Origin of the sequence: Levilactobacillus senmaizukei DSM 21775 = NBRC 103853, from assembly GCF_001592085.1 — a bacterium.
In the GTDB taxonomy this organism is placed as follows: Bacteria; Bacillota; Bacilli; order Lactobacillales; family Lactobacillaceae; genus Levilactobacillus; species Levilactobacillus senmaizukei.
In genome coordinates, this window is the sequence record NZ_BCWD01000033.1 from 1 (window position 1) to 15,476 (window position 15,476).

A 15,476-nucleotide genomic window follows, 5' to 3' on the forward strand; every position below is an offset into this window, starting at 1 on the left:
TTTATTGTGAAATTGAATATATATTCAATCGCTGAATCTCGTTATTTATCGGCATGACTTATTTGACAACATAAATCATTGTAGCAGTCGCGTTCGTCTCCGTCAAGCATTATTTTAAAGTTGTATTCCTATTCATCAACTTTATTTTTATACATATCAAGTCAATTCGCGACAACAGATAATATCTTATCAAGATAATTAGACCTGGTCAAGCATTTTTTCAAAAATAAAAAGGCTCCCTCCTTACGAGGAAGCCTTCTCACTATTCAGTCGTTGTAAAGCTTCACGTTTCCAGCCCGGTAAGCGTTCCGCAATTGGCTTGAATCCAATCTTAATGCGATGATTCGTCCAATAATGCCGGTGCTGATGATCACCCAGCTCGGTTGCCGTTTCAGCGTGCTCTAAGCAACGTAAGGAAAGACTGATCTTCCCGGTGAACTCATCAATATCCAGGACCACTACATTAACCTCTTGGTTAACCTTCAAATAGTCGTGAATATCCTTAACGTAACCATAATGGCATTCAGAGATATGAATGAGCCCTTGTTGATGATCACCTAGGCTGACAAACGCCCCATAGGGTTGAATCCCAGTAATTTGTCCACTCACCCGCTGACCGATCTTAAAGTCCATTCATATCACCTCCCTATAAAATCTACTCTTCTACTTTGACCTTATCCATCGTGACGGCTTCGGCCGGTTGATCACTAGCATCCGTCTTAACCTTGGCAATCGCATCGACGACATCCATTCCATCAATTACCTGGCCAAACACCGTGTGACGGAAGTCCAACCAAGGCGTCCCACCATTCTTGTAGGCATCGACGATCTCATCAGGGAACCCGGCATCCCGCATTTGGTCTTGCATCTGGTCAGTCATATCCGTATCTTGAACAATAAAGAATTGACTACCGTTGGTGTTAGGACCAGCATTAGCCATTGAGATTGCTCCCCGTAAGTTGTATAGCTCCTTAGAGAACTCGTCTTCGAATGGTTGACCCCAGATACTTTCGCCACCCATACCTGTTCCGGTCGGATCGCCACCTTGAATCATAAAGTTAGGGATTACCCGATGAAAGGTTAATCCATCATAATAGCCAGCCTTTGCATGGGTTACAAAGTTTTCAACCGTTTTGGGTGCTTGCTCTGGGAAGAGCTGCAGTTGAATGACTCCCATGGACGTTTCAATCTTAACCTTGGGTCCCTGGGCGTTAGCCAAATCAATTTGTGGAAACTCTGTCATAATTATCCTCCATATCTATTCATAGCAGTATTCTGTTTATCTATTATCACCGCCCAGCCCGAAAAATGCAACCAAGACCCCCAGTGGTATACTAATCCCATAAATTAAGGAGTGACGAAATTATGACCAAACCAACGACTGCACTAAGACAACGAACCATCGACCTCTTAAATAGCCGCGGTGTCGAGTTGACAGACATTGCGGACCTCGTTATTTTTCTCCAAAAAAACTACATTGTTGACTTGACCCCAGAGCTTGCTCTCTCTAGTGTTCACACCGTTCTCAGTAAGCGTGAAGTGCAAAACGCCGTGATTACTGGCATTCAGTTAGACATGGCCGCCGAAGCCAACCACTTGCTGGAGCCACTACAGACAATTGTCGAACGCGATGAAGGTCTATACGGCGTTGACGAAACAATGGCCCTCTCAATCGTCGATATCTATGGGTCAATCGGATTCACCAACTACGGTTACATCGATCGCGTTAAGCCAGGGATTCTTAAGAAACTCAACGCCCATGAACCTGGAATCATTCACACCTTCTTAGACGACCTCGTAGGCGCCATTGCTGCTGCCGCTGCCGCCCGACTCGCTCATGGTGACGAAGGTGAAGAAGACTCTCCCTTCCAATAGCCGCATTATCATTTTATTAAGTTTCCTCGGATTGCATGACGTCCTAACAAAAACCCACTATAATGTGGATCATTCAAATTACGTTTTAAGGAGTAGCTATATTGGGATATTTAATCGATTTTGTTTTACACATCGACAGTCACTTAGTCAGTATCGTGAATACCTTCGGTGGCTCAACCTATCTAATCTTGTTTGCCATTGTGTTTGTGGAGACTGGCGCGGTCATTCTCCCATTTCTTCCCGGAGATTCACTTTTGTTCGCCGCGGCCGCTTTAGCCGCTAACCCAGCATACGGCCTTAATATTTGGCTATTCAGTGGCCTGTTCCTAATTGCCGCCATTGGCGGGGACTCATTGAACTTCTTCCTGGGGCAACGTGCCGGCGCAGCTTTGTCCAACCACTCGCTGTTTAGCCGCCTCATCAATAAAGATAAACTTGCTCAATCGGAAGCTTTCTTCCATAAGCACGGTCCACTGGCGATCTTCCTTGGACGATTCATGCCAATCATCCGGACGTTCGTCCCTTTCACGGCGGCCGGTTCACAATTTCCGTACCGACGCTTTATCAAGTACAACGCCAGTGCCGCTCTCACATGGGTATTCATTTGCTGCGGCGGTGGCTACTTCTTCGGCAACATTCCGTTCGTTAAGGCCCACTTTTCCGCGGTGGTTCTCGGGATCATCGTGATTTCTTTAATCCCAGCCGTGGTTGGCTGGGTCCGCGGTTTAAAAAAGCCCGCACCTACTGCACCTAAAGTACCAGAAGATGACTAACGAGAAAACAAAACCACTCACCGAGGTGAGTGGTTTTTTTATGCCTGGTTTATCCGATGGCGTGCGCCCCAATACAGGCCCCCTACGGCAATTTCAAACAACAGAAAAGCTAGTAAGAAACATTGGAGAAAAAAAGTATCTGGCAGCACCGTGATGATGGGGTCCAATCTTGGATCAAACAACCAATCATTATTTCGGAATAGGACTTTGTGAAATGCAATAAAGAATTGATCAAAATTAACGGCCATCATGGCCCCTAATACCACCGGGACAGCTGCAGCCACCTGCATGGGACGGAGCAATCGCCACTGTTCAGACCGTTGCCTGACCTGATGGAGATACCACCCCGCGGGAGTGAGCATCAGCAATAGCACTAGGTTATTGACGAAAAACAGATGCTTTACGTCGGCAAAATGAATCATCCCCGTATACGACGTTGGAAAATTGGTCATCTTCAAGTCCGTTACCCAGGGTAATTCTAAATACGCCAGCATCTGATGATAGTTATGCATAATGGTACCGGCCGGCATATTCACGGATTGCGGCACCCTTAACCAAGTTAAATTCAACCGATACAGCCAAACGGCATTGATGGTGAGAAAGATGGCTAGTGTCACGATCGTCAAAATCAGTGCAGTCAAGCCCCCCCAACGTTGTGCTCTATTCAACTGGCCCCGCCTCCAAGTCCCAATGATCCAAAGAAGCAATCTCATAGGTCGGTGGCACTGCCACCTGAGCTATCTGGTCCGGCGTCGACACCCCTGTATACACCAACAGCGTGTCGACATGTGCGTGAATACCCGCTAAGATATCCGTTTGGTAGTTGTCCCCAACCATGATGACTTGATCCGTGGGAACCTGCATCTGTTCCAAAACATTTTCAATTAGGATCGGCTCCGGTTTCCCAACAAAGATTGGCTCCGTCTGGGTAGCATAGCGCACCAAGTCCACTAATGCCCCAGCACCCGGCATGAGCCCCCGGGCCTTCGGAATATTCGAATCCGAATTGGTGCCGATAAAGGTCGATCCCGAACGAATAGCCAGAATAGCCTTCGCAAATTTTTCATACGTCACGTCACTGTCTAGGCCAACGATCACATAGTGCGGATGGGCCTCGTCAGTGATGAACCCCTTCTGAGCCAATGCCTGTCGCAGCCCAATCTCACCGACCACATACACGGTCCGATCACCAGTAGTCCCCGCAAGCTGGTCCAGATAGTCCGCGGTGGCTAACCCCGCGGTGTAAACATTCTCTGGATTCACGTGAATGTCGTGATTATCCGCCAGATTAGCCACCACATCAGCGGGCAACTTAGTCGTATTATTCGTCACAAACTTGAACGGCTTCCCGGCAGCCTGAAGACGTTCAATAAACGCCTTAGCCGCTGGGTACCGTTGTGAACCGGCATACACCGTGCCATCCAAATCGATCAAATATGCTTGATAGTCTTTCACGCGTCTGTCTCCCTACTTCTCCTGTTTTTGGCGAATCGTAAAGTGTCGCCGGCCCTGGCCACCCGTGGCCACCGTCACGGTCTTGCCAGCCTTCGTCGCGGGCTCGGTCGCTGTACGGTGTTCTTCCTTGAATGGGTGATTTTGATTCCGGGCTTGCGACTTAGATTGATTCTTAGGCTGCTTTTTAACTGAGCTCTGTGATTTGGTGCCTGGCCGGGTTTGATTTTGATTATTCTGTGATTGACCCTGACCACCACGATGCCGTGGCCGACGCGAACGACGGCGACGAGCGGGTTTTGTCCCCGTTTGCGAAGATTTTTCAGTCGTTACCGATTCAGCGGTCACGGCCTGTTGCCCAGTTCCCGACTCAGTCCCATGATTATTGCCACTATTTCGGCGACGTGAACGGGACCGTTTCGGCTTAGGCGCGGTCTTTACATCCAAATTATGTAAGATAAAGTAGGCACACCCAAAATTACAGGACTCATAAAGATAGTCCTGGACGGCATCAATCTGATTCTGCTTAGCACCAGCCCGATCCTCGGCGTAAAACCCCTTCAGGCGTAATTGCTCAAAGCCCCAATCGCCCACAAGATAATCGAACTTACTCAAAATCGTACTAAAGCGTTGGGAGAACTCTACAAAGTCAAAGCCATCTCGTACATTGGCCACGAGCTCATAAGGATGCCCGTTGATGTTAATATGCGTTTCATCAACCCGGACAATCTCGGCCGCTGGTGCGCGTGTTTCCTTCTGTTCGGCGACCAGTGCTTCTAAGTCTTTACGATCCACTTTCATCTTCCTCTCTGTTGCCAATTGTTAACGGGTAATGTAGCGCCAGATAGCGCTCAAAGACCTCCCGTAAAAGCTCTGGATATAAAATGTCATTTTCTCCCATGATTGAAATGGTTGGGAAAAAGGGAATAAAAAGGTAATGGTCTACCATAGCGAGCGTATACCGCCGCGTCTTCACTAACGGCGCCCCTTGCCAGGCCACCGTCTGCGTATCTGGATCATAACTAATACCTAAATAGTTTAACTCACCAAAGACCTTTCCTCGAAAACCCATCCCCTTTTGCGGAAAAAACCGCAAGAATCGACGGGCCAATTCGAACTCCCGCACTAGCCGCCATAGATTCTCACCATCGAGCGTCACGCGCATCACATGCATCCCATGGGGGAGCAAGGTCAATAGCTGTTCTTTGTTGACGGGTCCCGCCGGTAAGTCGTGTAAAAATAAACCAGCGTTCAAAACGGCGGCCTGCGTTCCCGCGGCAGCGGCAATGGCCTGCATGCCTAATTGTACCAGTTCTGGATGCCCACTGGGGTTGGCAATTAAGCGCTTTGGTAGCTGAGCAAATTGATGCCTTGTCAAAATAGTCGTGCCACGTGTCGTCAGGCCGGTGATCTCCGTCTGATCAACTGCTTCTACTGGGAGGTCAGCCGTCGCCACCACGCTGGCCGCTTGCGAAACTAATTGATGGGCAGAGTTGAAGCCCAACTGGATACGACCAACAAACTGGCCAAACTTACCCGCGGCGGCCAACAAACACTGTCCCACTAGCTCACCATGCCGAAGTAAATGATGCGTATGACTGCCAATAATCACGTCTAACTCGGGGAATGACCGCGCCAGTTCACGATCTACGTCGAGCCCCAGATGCGAAAGTAACACGCAGATATTGGCCTGGGATCGATACTTGGCCAGTAGTCGACTCAAGGCCAACTTAGCCGCTACCGGCTGCCACCCAGCCAATGGATAGGTTAATTGGTACGGCGCCGTCAGTCCCAGCACCAGGACCTTAGTCCCCGCTTCCGTGGTCAACAATCGATGATCAACCGCCCAATCGGGTTGCCGGTGCTGGTCGGCCGTCAACAGATTCCCCAGAATAACGGGGAAATTGGCCTGATCGTAAAGATGGTTGAGTTGACTACGGGTAAACCCCAAGCCTTCATTATTACCAATAGTCGCACCATCATACCCAATCTGATTCATCAGTTGGATATTCCCTTGACCAGCCGTCGCCTCGCTGAAGGGCTGGGCCCGATCAACGTGATCGCCCAAATCAAAGGTGAAGACCGACTCCCCGCTAGCTAGCGTCGACCGCTTTGTCGTTGTCAGATACCGACGGATCCGTGGCCAATTCTCAAAATGTGAATGCAAATCATTCGTATGCAAAATGGTCAACCATTCCATAGTACCCTCCCTTAGCATGAGTTAATCCTACGGCATCCCTGCCCCACGGTCAAGCCTATTGCCGGTCCTTAAACTCCGCAAATTTGCCAGCAATCATTTGTTCAATTTCCGCTGCCGAAAACGGCGTTCCAAACGGTAATTTTTCATCCAGATACTTCTGTTCCGGGGTATCGACGCCAACATTAATGTTCTCCTTCACGGGAACCGCGTAGTGATGAATATGACCATGTAAGTTAATTATCTGCTTGACGATTCCCATCATCATTGGGTAATGCGTCAAGTAGTACTGCCGGTGATCATACTTAATCAGCGCACCCACGTCGTGGAAAGCATACTTGGTTCGGCCGTGATCAATTGGATTATTGGCGGCTAAGTACTTAAATAACGCCCGGCTATCGTGATTTCCCTTAATCAATTCGAGGTGGCCATTCAATTGGGACAAGACCTCCCCGACGGCCTCGTTAGACTTGCTAGCCGGATGGGTAAAGTACAACGCAATATCGCCGAGGTGATAAACCGTATCGGTTGGTGCCACCCGGTCGTTCCAACTATCGATAATCCGCTGATTCATTTCTTCTACCGAATCAAATGGTCGGGGAGCAAAGTCACTCATCCCTAATAGATCTTTATGAAAAAAGTGGGTATCCGCTGTAAAATAATTCATTTATATTCTCCTTAAATAACTGCCAACGGGGTGCTCTGCGTGGGTGCTGGAAAGTCTTGATCCAGCAACTCAAGGTCAGCTGGCGTCAACGTGAGGGTCGTCGCGGCTAAATTGTCGTGCATATGACTCATCGAACTTGTTTGGGGGATGGCTACGGTGTGCCCGTCACGAATGGCCCAAGCCAGCATAATCTGATAGATAGACGCATCGTGCCGCGCCGCGACCGTCCGCAAGGCCTGGCTCCGACTCAGATGTTGTCCCCGGGTGTCACCCTGGGCAATCGGTGAATAGGCAATCAACGGCAGATCGTGTGCGCGTTGCCAGGGAAGAATGTCATAATCCAACCCGCGACTCCCAATGTGATATAGGTCCTCATTGGCCGCAGCCTGTTTCCCCTGTGGCAACTGCCATAATTCTTGCAAATCAGACCGGTCAAAGTTCGAGATACCCCAAGCCTTAGTCAGTCCTTCATCCTGTAATCCCTGCAAGGTGGCGACAGTTTCAGCAAGTGGGACATTTCCCCGCCAATGATACAGATACAAGTCAACATAGTCGGTCCGTAATCGCCGCAAGCTTGCCATCAAACTCGTGCGCATTCGCACCTGCGAAGCATTTTCAGGTAAGACCTTCGAAATGAGGAACAGTGATCCCCGGTCATAAGGTTGCCAGGCTTCACCGACTAGGTCTTCAGATCGACCCGAGCCATACATTTCCGCCGTATCGATAACCTGTGCTCCGGCGTCGATGCCGGATCGAATGGCCGCAATTTCCTGAGATCGCTGACTAGCAACGTCCCCCATATGCCAGGTCCCGATACCAATAGCTGGGACCTTTTTACCTGCAAGCTTGACTTGTTTCATCGCGATACGCCCCTTTCACTCGTATTTATATGGTAGCACTTCTATCGATTTTCCACAGCATCTGAACAAAAGGAGCGGCCCATCAGGACCGCTCCTCAGAAATCATCAGCTTATTCTTCTGGATCTTCTGCTTCTTTTTCTTGTTCCTCTTCAAGCTGCCGGTTTCGCATTCGCTTGGCAATCGTCAGGCCAGCTAACCAGACAATGGACCCACCTAATGCAATCAACGTATCCGTCTTGAAGACCAGGATAACGCCGACCATACCCAGAAAGGCTAGGATAATGTAGTCGGTCCACGGGAACAACGGCATGGTAAACCCATGACCGGGTTCGCCGGTTGCTTGTAATTTCCGACGATACTTGATGTGGGCCAACACGATCGATCCCCAAATGAATAAGAAACACGTGGTGGCTACACTCGAAACGAATGAGAAGACGTGGCCTGGCATAAAGAAGTTCATGAACGCCCCAATCGCAATAATCGCCGTCGAGAACCGAATGCCATGGACTGGCACTTGCTTGTCTGATAACGTTGCCATGCGTTTGGCAAAACTCGACTTGCCTTCGGTATTCAACGAAAACATCATCCGACCGGTCGTAAACAGTGCACTGTTACATGCGGACGCAGCCGCCGTCAAAACAACGAAGTTAATTACAGCCGCGGCGGAGGTGATCCCCACGTTCTTAAACACTTGCACGAAAGGACTCTCGGATGGTGAAACCGCCGTCCAAGGATAAATACACATGATCGTCAACAATGACCCTAGGTAGAACAGGATAACCCGCATGGGGATTTCATTGATGGCCTTGGGAATAACCTTCTCCGGATCAGCCGTTTCGGATGCGGTCATCCCAACCATTTCGATCCCAACGAAACTAAAGATAACCATCTGGAAGGACAGGAAGAATCCCTTAGCCCCATTGGCAAAGAATCCATCGCTGACCAGGTTCGTCACGCTGGCGTGTCCGGCCGGCGTTGGAAAGTGAACGGCAACCATGTAAGCTCCGGCGAGAATCAGGGCAATGATGGCGACCACCTTGATAATCGCAAACCAGAATTCCGTTTCACCAAATGCACTCACCGTAATTGAATTAATCGTTAACAAGATTCCTAGAATAACTAACGCCGTGACCCCCTGAGGGATATGTGGGAACCAAAACTGCATGTATTGTCCGGCGGCGGTAACCTCGGCCATCGCAATGGTGACCCAAGCCCCCCAGTACGTCCAACCTGCCACAAATCCCCAAGTTTCACCGAGGTATTGGCGGATAAAGTCCACATATGAATGAACACCTAAGTCAGAAAGAAGTAATTCTCCTAACGCCCGCATGAGCAAGAAACACACAATCCCGGCGATTAAATAGGCAATTAAAATCGATGGGCCCGCTTGGTGGATGGTTTGGCCCGCTCCTAAGAACAGCCCAGTACCAATCGTTCCCCCTAGCGCAATCAATTGGACGTGACGACTCTTCAGCCCTCGCGAGAACTCCTGATTTTGGTTCGATTGATTTTCCTTCACCTTAATCACTCCTTGTTGAAATATATTATACACGCATCTAACCACATTACCAATCCAAATGAGACCGAATTCCAATCTAAGTTAGTCCAAAACCCTAACCTGACGCGATCTTAGTCTAGGATTATGAGATTGATGAGAATATTTCACCATTCACAGGTCCCCGTCAACCTATGCGGGAGGGCACCCATATCCCAGGCCTGCAAGAAAAAAACGGGAACCTGGAGGCAATCCCCCAAGTCCCCGTCAATATTTGATTAATTATTTACGAAGCCGCTCGATGTCACGAACAATCATTAATTCTTCATCCGTTGGGATCAAGAAGGTTTTGATCTTAGCATCATCGGTACTCAAGTCTCGTTCAACACCACGAACGTCGTTCTTGTCAGGATCGATAGCTAAACCGAAGTAACTCAACCGATCAACCACGCGTTGACGAATCCAGGCATCATTTTCACCAATACCCGCAGTGAAGACAATGGCATCGGCACCACCCAATTCAGCCAGGTAGCTCCCTACGTAACGAACAACACGGTTGACGAACATATCCAAGGCCAGCTTAGCCCGTGGGTTTTCATCTTGAACACTTTCTAAGTCCCGCATGTCCCCAGACACACCGGAAACACCCATTAATCCAGACTTCTTGTTTAAGATATTAATCATGTCTTCTGGGTCGGTAATGTTCAACTTCTCCATTAAGAAGGCCACCAGTGAGGCGTCAATATCCCCAGAGCGCGTCGCCATTTCAATCCCGGCCAACGGCGTGAAGCCCATAGACGTATCATAAGACTTACCGTCCTTAATCGCCGTAATTGAAGCACCGGCACCTAGGTGCAGCGTCACCAACTTCAATTCGGAAAGTGGCTTGCCCAATAGTTCGGCCGCCCGGTTAGCCACGTAACGGTGACTCGTTCCATGGGCCCCGTATTTCCGGGCCCCAAATTTTTCGTAGTATTCATAAGGAATCGCGTACATGTAGTTAACCTTTGGCATCGTCGTGTGGAATGACGTGTCAAAGACGGCCACACTCAAGACATCCGGTAAGATCTTCTTGAAAGCCCGAATACCCAAGGCAGCGGCGGGATTATGCAAGGGTGCATATTCAGCCAAGTCTTCAATCTTCTTTAAGACCTCGTCATCAATAATGGCGGAGTCCTTGAATTCTTGACCTCCGGCCACGATCCGGTGCCCAACCCCGGTAATTTCCTTGAAATCATCGATGATGTGGAGGTCCGTTAAGGCTGCCAACATTAATTGAATGGCCTTTTCGTGATCAGGAACTTCATCGGTCGTTTCGTACTTTTGGCCATCTCCATACTTTACTTCAACTTGAGAGTGTCCCATACCGATCCGGTCGACGGCCCCTTCTGCCAAAACCTTTTCTTCAGGCATTTGGAATAGTTTAAACTTTAAGGTCGAGCTTCCAGCGTTAACTGCTAATGATTTTCCCATGTAGTTTTCTCCTTTTACTGTTGATCGTCGAGCAGGTTGGCTTCTTCCCACTGAACAATCTCCGCAACAAATTTTTGAAATGCTGATTGGTTCTTGAATGAAGGGAATTCTCCCAACATGACTTGTTCAACTTGCTTAGCATGCTCACCTGGCTTTTGTAAAATCAAAATTGCCTTCTGCGCATTTGCATTGGCAAATATCTCACTCGGCAGATTAAGCAGGCCTTGTAGATAAGCATGTCCCGGTAACCATTTAAGCAATGACTTCGCTTCCTCGGTCTGAAATAGTTGGGACGGGACCAAGAAGACCCCAAAGCCACCTGGTTTCAATTGATTGACCGCTTGTTCGAGCAACAAATGATGGACAAATGAATGTCCCTCCTTCGCACGCGTTGCAAAGTTCTTCGCGTTATCATCGATTGGATAATAGCCAATTGGCAAATCTGCTACGATGAGGTCACTCGCCGGTACCAGTAACTGTTCCAGTGCATCCTGGTGAATCAGCTCCACAGGCAACTGTTGCAGTTCACTAGACGTCTGAGCTAGTGCTAACATCGTATCATCGTTATCAACCCCGTAGGCCTTAATTCTACCAGCCACGACCGCAGACAACTGCGATAACACTGCCGTTAACAAGTTTCCTGTCCCTACCGTTAAGTCCAGGATGGTCAACTCTTTTTTATTCTTTTCTAAACGAGTTACCAAGTACCCCATAATGTAGGCAATGGTATCTGGCGTTAATTGATGGTTCGCTTGAATTTCATCAACGCGAATAGCCTTTAACAAGACTAATTGAACGGATCGTCGAATGGTTGGGGCATCAAACCCGCGCCAATCTACGGAAGCGTATAACTTTGTCAGCTTAGCTGCCGTAGCTTCATCCGGTTGACCGTCCTCCACCTGAACTTGACCATTCAGGAGATTATCGCCTGTCTCGATGAAGGCATCCAGGTAGGATGTCTGTAAGGCAGACTGTAACGTTGTGGTTGATTCATCGATCACCTTAAAGAACGCTTCTGTTTGTTCTTGTGACAGGTGTCTTCGCCTCCTTAAGAAAACCTCAATTTCGATTGTATCCGCTATCTATACTACCGATTATTGATGGGTTATTCAAGCAATCCAGCCAGAGAATCCCGATTCCTCTCCAGTTCAGGACGCCGATCCTGCTTGGTTTGAGCCGGTTTCAAATGCTCACGTTTGAGCAATTCGGTTGCATGCTCAGTGTTACTGACCAATTCACGTCCCGTGACCCTTTGGGTAGCCTGGCTTGTCAGGATTAGACTGATAAACAGTGCCATCATCCCCATAAAAATTACTGCCCAGAGCGTAACGAATCCGTTGGTCCGCGTAAATCGAGAATCGTTTCTTCCCACGGCAATTCCTCCTGCTTAAGCTGCATGTATACCAATCCCTTGGTCCTTAACGGGTGCCAGTGAACCGCGACCACCCGATTCAATAAGGGGTAGTAGCCCTGGTCCCGGTCATTTGTGACCCGTAGAACCAACTTGCTATCGACCGCAACCCGGACCGATTCATGATGATCGGTTAGGGTGGTTAAAACCAAGGTATCCCCCACCACTTTATCAAGCTGAAATTGTCCTGGTCGTTCCAGGACCTGAATGACCTGGTACCAAGCCAAACGATCGTGTCGAAACGGCTGGGTTAATTGGCGACCCGTTCCAGTCGTCAAGATTAGTAACCCGGCGGTAATGGCCAGCGCTAATAGACTCTCAATCAGACTAAACCCACCTCGTTTGGTCATCACGATCGTTCGTTCAAGTTTGCGAGGACCTGATCATGCCGTTGGCGGGCTCGATGGACTTGGTCAACCCAGCGCTGTTCATCTCTGCGGGCCGTGCTTAGAACTGCAGACGTCGTGGTTAAACTCAGACTAACCAAACTCAAAGCGATCAGCGCATCCGGCAGTAGCCAGCCGTGACCTTTGCTGCGTAACATAAAAAATGGCGCCTCCTAACTGAAAGGTCTGTTTCCAAAGTGAGCTTGTCGCGGAACTTTGCCACCAGAGCGTCTGGCTCCGACCACTTCCCGAGGCATAAATTACGAGTAAGGATCGCCCCCGAATTAGCCGCAACGTTGGTGGAATATTCAAGCGCTCAATCACCTGGCCCGTCTTCGTCTCCAATACGACGCGATGCCGTTCCGACTCAATACGAACCCGGAGTTGAGTCTGACTAGCCAGTACGCGTTCACGACCGCTGGTCCATAACCGTTGCCACGCCGGCCAAAAAGCCCGTTCCGCAACCTGTGGCTGTTGTGGCATCCAAGTGATGACCATCGTCAGCAACGTCGTTGTAACCAGTAACACGAGGGTCATCTCAATTAGTGTGAACCCGCGCGGATTCCGCCTAATCATGGACCCGATCGTCCTGAACGGTAATGCCCTCCTGTTGGGCCTGCTGCACCTGTTGGCTTGATAAATACCCTGCCTTCTGCAAACTAGCCAAGTCCGGGTGCCCATGCGGAAATTCATCCAAATACGCCGTAACTTGCCCTTGAACGACCGTGACCATGGCATGACGGTGAATCTCCTGAGCCCGTTTCCGCTGACCATTTAAATTGGGCAACACAATCAGGACTAATAAGGAAATAATAAATAAAACAATCGTCATTTCAATTAATGTGAACCCACGCCGGCTAGCCATGATAGCCCTCCTGCAAATTTTGATACATCGGCAAAAGCAAACGCAGATAGGCCATTACAATCAGTAACGCCACAACACTTAACAAAACCGGTTGAACCACGGCCAAGGCCCGTTCGGACTGACGAGTCAATCTTTGATACTCTAGCCGACTAAAGGTCATCAGCTCACGCTCCAACTGTGACGTCGAACTGCCTTTTGTCAGAAACACTAGCAGTTGCCTAGGCAAACAATTCTGTCGTTTGATCCAGGCGGTTGGTGATTGCCCCCGATTCAATTCATCCTCTAACTGTGTTGCGAGCTGGCATAACACGGCCTGGGATGGCAACTGCTGTAGACTGTGGACCATCTGCTTAATGCTCAGACCACTCGCCACTAGTTGTCCGACGTTCGCCGTCAGATAGTAGGCATAATAAGATTTAACCAGGCTGCCAATCACGGGCCACCTAATCAGCCATTCAACTCGTCGCAGACTACTCAAACTTCGCCAGTACTGAAGAAACAGCAGTAGGGCTACCCCACTCCCCCCAATGGCACCCACCCATGGATACCAGTTGGCCGAACTACGGGTAATGCCACCGGTCATGCCCAACCGAAGCTGGGGTAAGATTCCCAGCTGTAGCGTTAGAAACAGGCCCGCCATTAACACTAATAACGTCACTGGGTAGGCCAATAGCTGACGGAGTCGTTGTCGTTGCGACGCAACCATCGTTAGCACCGCCGCCGCTTGAATCAGTGCCTCACTAAAATTGCCATAGGTCGTCGCCAATGTCAGCTGAAAATATATATTCGGTCGCAGGTAGGGCTTCAGGCCAACCATTAGTGAGGTTCCAGTAAGTAGCGATTGCTCTATCTGCTCCAGACCAGGTAGCGACCGCTCATTAGTTAGTTGCATGAATTGCAGCGCCGCCTGCAGTGAGAACCCACTTTGTAACTGTTCGCCTAATAAATGGCAAAAGAAGGCCTGCTGGGTCAGCGACCACTTAGCCATTCCAATAGTCGCGTGCCGTTGTCGCCGAAACTTTGCCACTCTGCTCTGCTTTACCAAGAGCGTGTCGCCATCCTTCCGTCATTGACCTAGTTCCCAGAAACAACTGATCGTCTGCCAAAATATCCATTAAAGTACTCATCCCATCATTCACCAACGGGATCAGCCGTTGATAACAAGCCGCCGTTAGGACCTGTTGGAGTTGTTGCAGTGTGACCCCTAACGCCAAAAGTCGGGCCACCGTTCCACCAGCACTGCGCGCATGGACCGTACTCAAAACCAAATGGCCACTCAGCGCGGCATTAACTGCGACCTGAGCGGTCTCGGCATCTCGAATCTCACCAATAATCAGCACATCTGGCCGCTGCCTAAGTGCCACCTTGACCAGCGCCGCGTAAGTCATCCCGGCTGAAACATTCACCTGGAGCTGTGTAAAATTTGATTCCCTAATTTCAACCGGATCCTCGATAGCCAAGACTACTGCCGCGACATTGAGCTGCCGTGCCAGGGCATACATAGTTGTCGTCTTCCCCGAGCCGGTTGGCCCTGCAAATAAGAACAGGCCACGCCGACGAACCAATTTTGCCAGTTGAGCAGGCTGTTCCGGCCGAAGATAGTGACCAATTGTCGTTGCCTGATCAAAGATTAACCGAATCACCAAAGTCTCCGACCCAGCATAATCGCCAACGGTCGCCAATCGTAATGGCACCGACTGATCGTCCGCTTGCCAATCCAGTGCCCCCACTTGCGGGCGGCGGTGCTCACTGAGGGTCATGTTGGTATGAAATTTCAAATATGTTAACAATTGATCGCCAACCGTTGTTGGGACCTGTCGCCAAAGCAAAACGACCGCGAGTCGTCGTAATTGAATCCAAACCTGTTCGCCATGCCGACCGATGTAAATATCACTCACATGTTGGGCCACCGCTGCTCCCAGTAACTCCTTAACCAGTGCTTCAACCATATTATCCCTCCCGTCATTGAAGCTAATTCCGGCATCGCAGCCAACTTTTTTGTAAAAAAAAAGGAAAACCCG

General features: G+C 49.5%; 18 protein-coding genes. 2 read left to right on the top strand and 16 right to left on the bottom strand.

The features are described 5' to 3' along the window. Positions 1-243 precede the first annotated feature (243 nt). Together LSE01S_RS09625 and LSE01S_RS09630 are read right to left on the bottom strand one after the other, a co-directional pair. Positions 244-633: a CvfD/Ygs/GSP13 family RNA-binding post-transcriptional regulator gene (locus tag LSE01S_RS09625; protein ID WP_061777423.1), complete on the bottom strand. Its 390-nt coding sequence runs from the start codon at positions 631-633 to the stop codon at positions 244-246. Between the two features lie 22 nt (positions 634-655). Further along, complete coding sequence (locus tag LSE01S_RS09630) at positions 656-1,243, bottom strand: peptidylprolyl isomerase (protein ID WP_061777424.1); 588 nt, start codon at positions 1,241-1,243, stop codon at positions 656-658. Between the two features lie 122 nt (positions 1,244-1,365). Between LSE01S_RS09630 and LSE01S_RS09635 the strand changes: the two genes are divergently transcribed. Both LSE01S_RS09635 and LSE01S_RS09640 read left to right on the top strand, forming a co-directional pair. Then, the gene (locus LSE01S_RS09635) at positions 1,366-1,875 is read left to right on the top strand and encodes a phosphatidylglycerophosphatase A family protein (RefSeq protein ID WP_061777425.1); all 510 of its coding nucleotides are present in this window, start codon (positions 1,366-1,368) and stop codon (positions 1,873-1,875) included. 101 nt (positions 1,876-1,976) lie between these two features. Then, on the top strand, positions 1,977-2,648 hold the full coding sequence (locus tag LSE01S_RS09640) for a VTT domain-containing protein (RefSeq protein WP_061777426.1): 672 nt from the start codon (positions 1,977-1,979) through the stop codon (positions 2,646-2,648). Positions 2,649-2,686: 38 nt separating this feature from the next. On the opposite strand, the gene LSE01S_RS09645 is transcribed toward LSE01S_RS09640, so the two are convergent. The 14 genes from LSE01S_RS09645 to comGA all read right to left on the bottom strand — a co-directional run bounded on the left by LSE01S_RS09645 (position 2,687) and on the right by comGA (position 15,404). Further along, the gene (locus LSE01S_RS09645) at positions 2,687-3,316 is read right to left on the bottom strand and encodes a TIGR01906 family membrane protein (RefSeq protein WP_061777427.1); all 630 of its coding nucleotides are present in this window, start codon (positions 3,314-3,316) and stop codon (positions 2,687-2,689) included. Beyond that, entirely contained in the window at positions 3,309-4,103 is a 795-nt protein-coding gene (locus LSE01S_RS09650) for a TIGR01457 family HAD-type hydrolase (RefSeq protein WP_061777428.1), read from the bottom strand. Before LSE01S_RS09650 ends, LSE01S_RS09645 begins: the two co-directional genes overlap by 8 nt. A gap of 12 nt (positions 4,104-4,115) precedes the next feature. Beyond that, the gene (locus tag LSE01S_RS09655; protein WP_235808335.1) at positions 4,116-4,895 is read right to left on the bottom strand and encodes a YutD family protein; all 780 of its coding nucleotides are present in this window, start codon (positions 4,893-4,895) and stop codon (positions 4,116-4,118) included. Beyond that, positions 4,885-6,300, bottom strand: coding sequence for a bifunctional metallophosphatase/5'-nucleotidase (locus LSE01S_RS09660; RefSeq protein WP_156470513.1), 1,416 nt, complete (start codon positions 6,298-6,300; stop codon positions 4,885-4,887). The genes LSE01S_RS09655 and LSE01S_RS09660 overlap by 11 nt, the downstream gene beginning before the upstream one ends. Before the next feature lie 55 nt (positions 6,301-6,355). Continuing rightward, positions 6,356-6,964, bottom strand: a complete 609-nt coding sequence (locus tag LSE01S_RS09665; RefSeq protein WP_061777431.1) for a metallophosphoesterase family protein — start codon at positions 6,962-6,964, stop codon at positions 6,356-6,358. An 11-nt stretch (positions 6,965-6,975) separates the two neighbouring features. After that, positions 6,976-7,824 carry an aldo/keto reductase gene (locus LSE01S_RS09670; RefSeq protein WP_061777432.1) on the bottom strand — a complete coding sequence of 283 codons (849 nt, stop codon included), beginning with the start codon at positions 7,822-7,824 and terminating at the stop codon, positions 6,976-6,978. A 110-nt stretch (positions 7,825-7,934) separates the two neighbouring features. Beyond that, on the bottom strand, positions 7,935-9,344 hold the full coding sequence (locus tag LSE01S_RS09675; protein ID WP_061777433.1) for an amino acid permease: 1,410 nt from the start codon (positions 9,342-9,344) through the stop codon (positions 7,935-7,937). Positions 9,345-9,602: 258 nt separating this feature from the next. After that, positions 9,603-10,793, bottom strand: a complete 1,191-nt coding sequence (locus LSE01S_RS09680) for an acetate/propionate family kinase (protein WP_061777434.1) — start codon at positions 10,791-10,793, stop codon at positions 9,603-9,605. Positions 10,794-10,807: 14 nt separating this feature from the next. Beyond that, the gene (locus LSE01S_RS09685) at positions 10,808-11,827 is read right to left on the bottom strand and encodes an N-6 DNA methylase (protein ID WP_061777435.1); all 1,020 of its coding nucleotides are present in this window, start codon (positions 11,825-11,827) and stop codon (positions 10,808-10,810) included. A gap of 277 nt (positions 11,828-12,104) precedes the next feature. Further along, a complete protein-coding gene (locus LSE01S_RS09695) occupies positions 12,105-12,554 on the bottom strand; it encodes a hypothetical protein (protein ID WP_061777437.1) in 450 nt (149 codons plus the stop codon). Positions 12,555-12,683: 129 nt separating this feature from the next. Next, positions 12,684-13,166 (bottom strand): prepilin-type N-terminal cleavage/methylation domain-containing protein, encoded by a 483-nt coding sequence (locus LSE01S_RS10985; RefSeq protein ID WP_061777438.1) that lies wholly within the window; start codon positions 13,164-13,166, stop codon positions 12,684-12,686. After that, positions 13,159-13,455, bottom strand: a complete 297-nt coding sequence (comGC, locus tag LSE01S_RS09705) for a competence type IV pilus major pilin ComGC (protein ID WP_156470515.1) — start codon at positions 13,453-13,455, stop codon at positions 13,159-13,161. The genes LSE01S_RS10985 and comGC overlap by 8 nt, the downstream gene beginning before the upstream one ends. Then, positions 13,448-14,500, bottom strand: a complete 1,053-nt coding sequence (locus LSE01S_RS09710; protein ID WP_235808336.1) for a type II secretion system F family protein — start codon at positions 14,498-14,500, stop codon at positions 13,448-13,450. Before LSE01S_RS09710 ends, comGC begins: the two co-directional genes overlap by 8 nt. Next, positions 14,436-15,404 carry a competence type IV pilus ATPase ComGA gene (comGA, locus tag LSE01S_RS09715; protein ID WP_061777440.1) on the bottom strand — a complete coding sequence of 323 codons (969 nt, stop codon included), beginning with the start codon at positions 15,402-15,404 and terminating at the stop codon, positions 14,436-14,438. Before comGA ends, LSE01S_RS09710 begins: the two co-directional genes overlap by 65 nt. Positions 15,405-15,476: the final 72 nt, after the last annotated feature.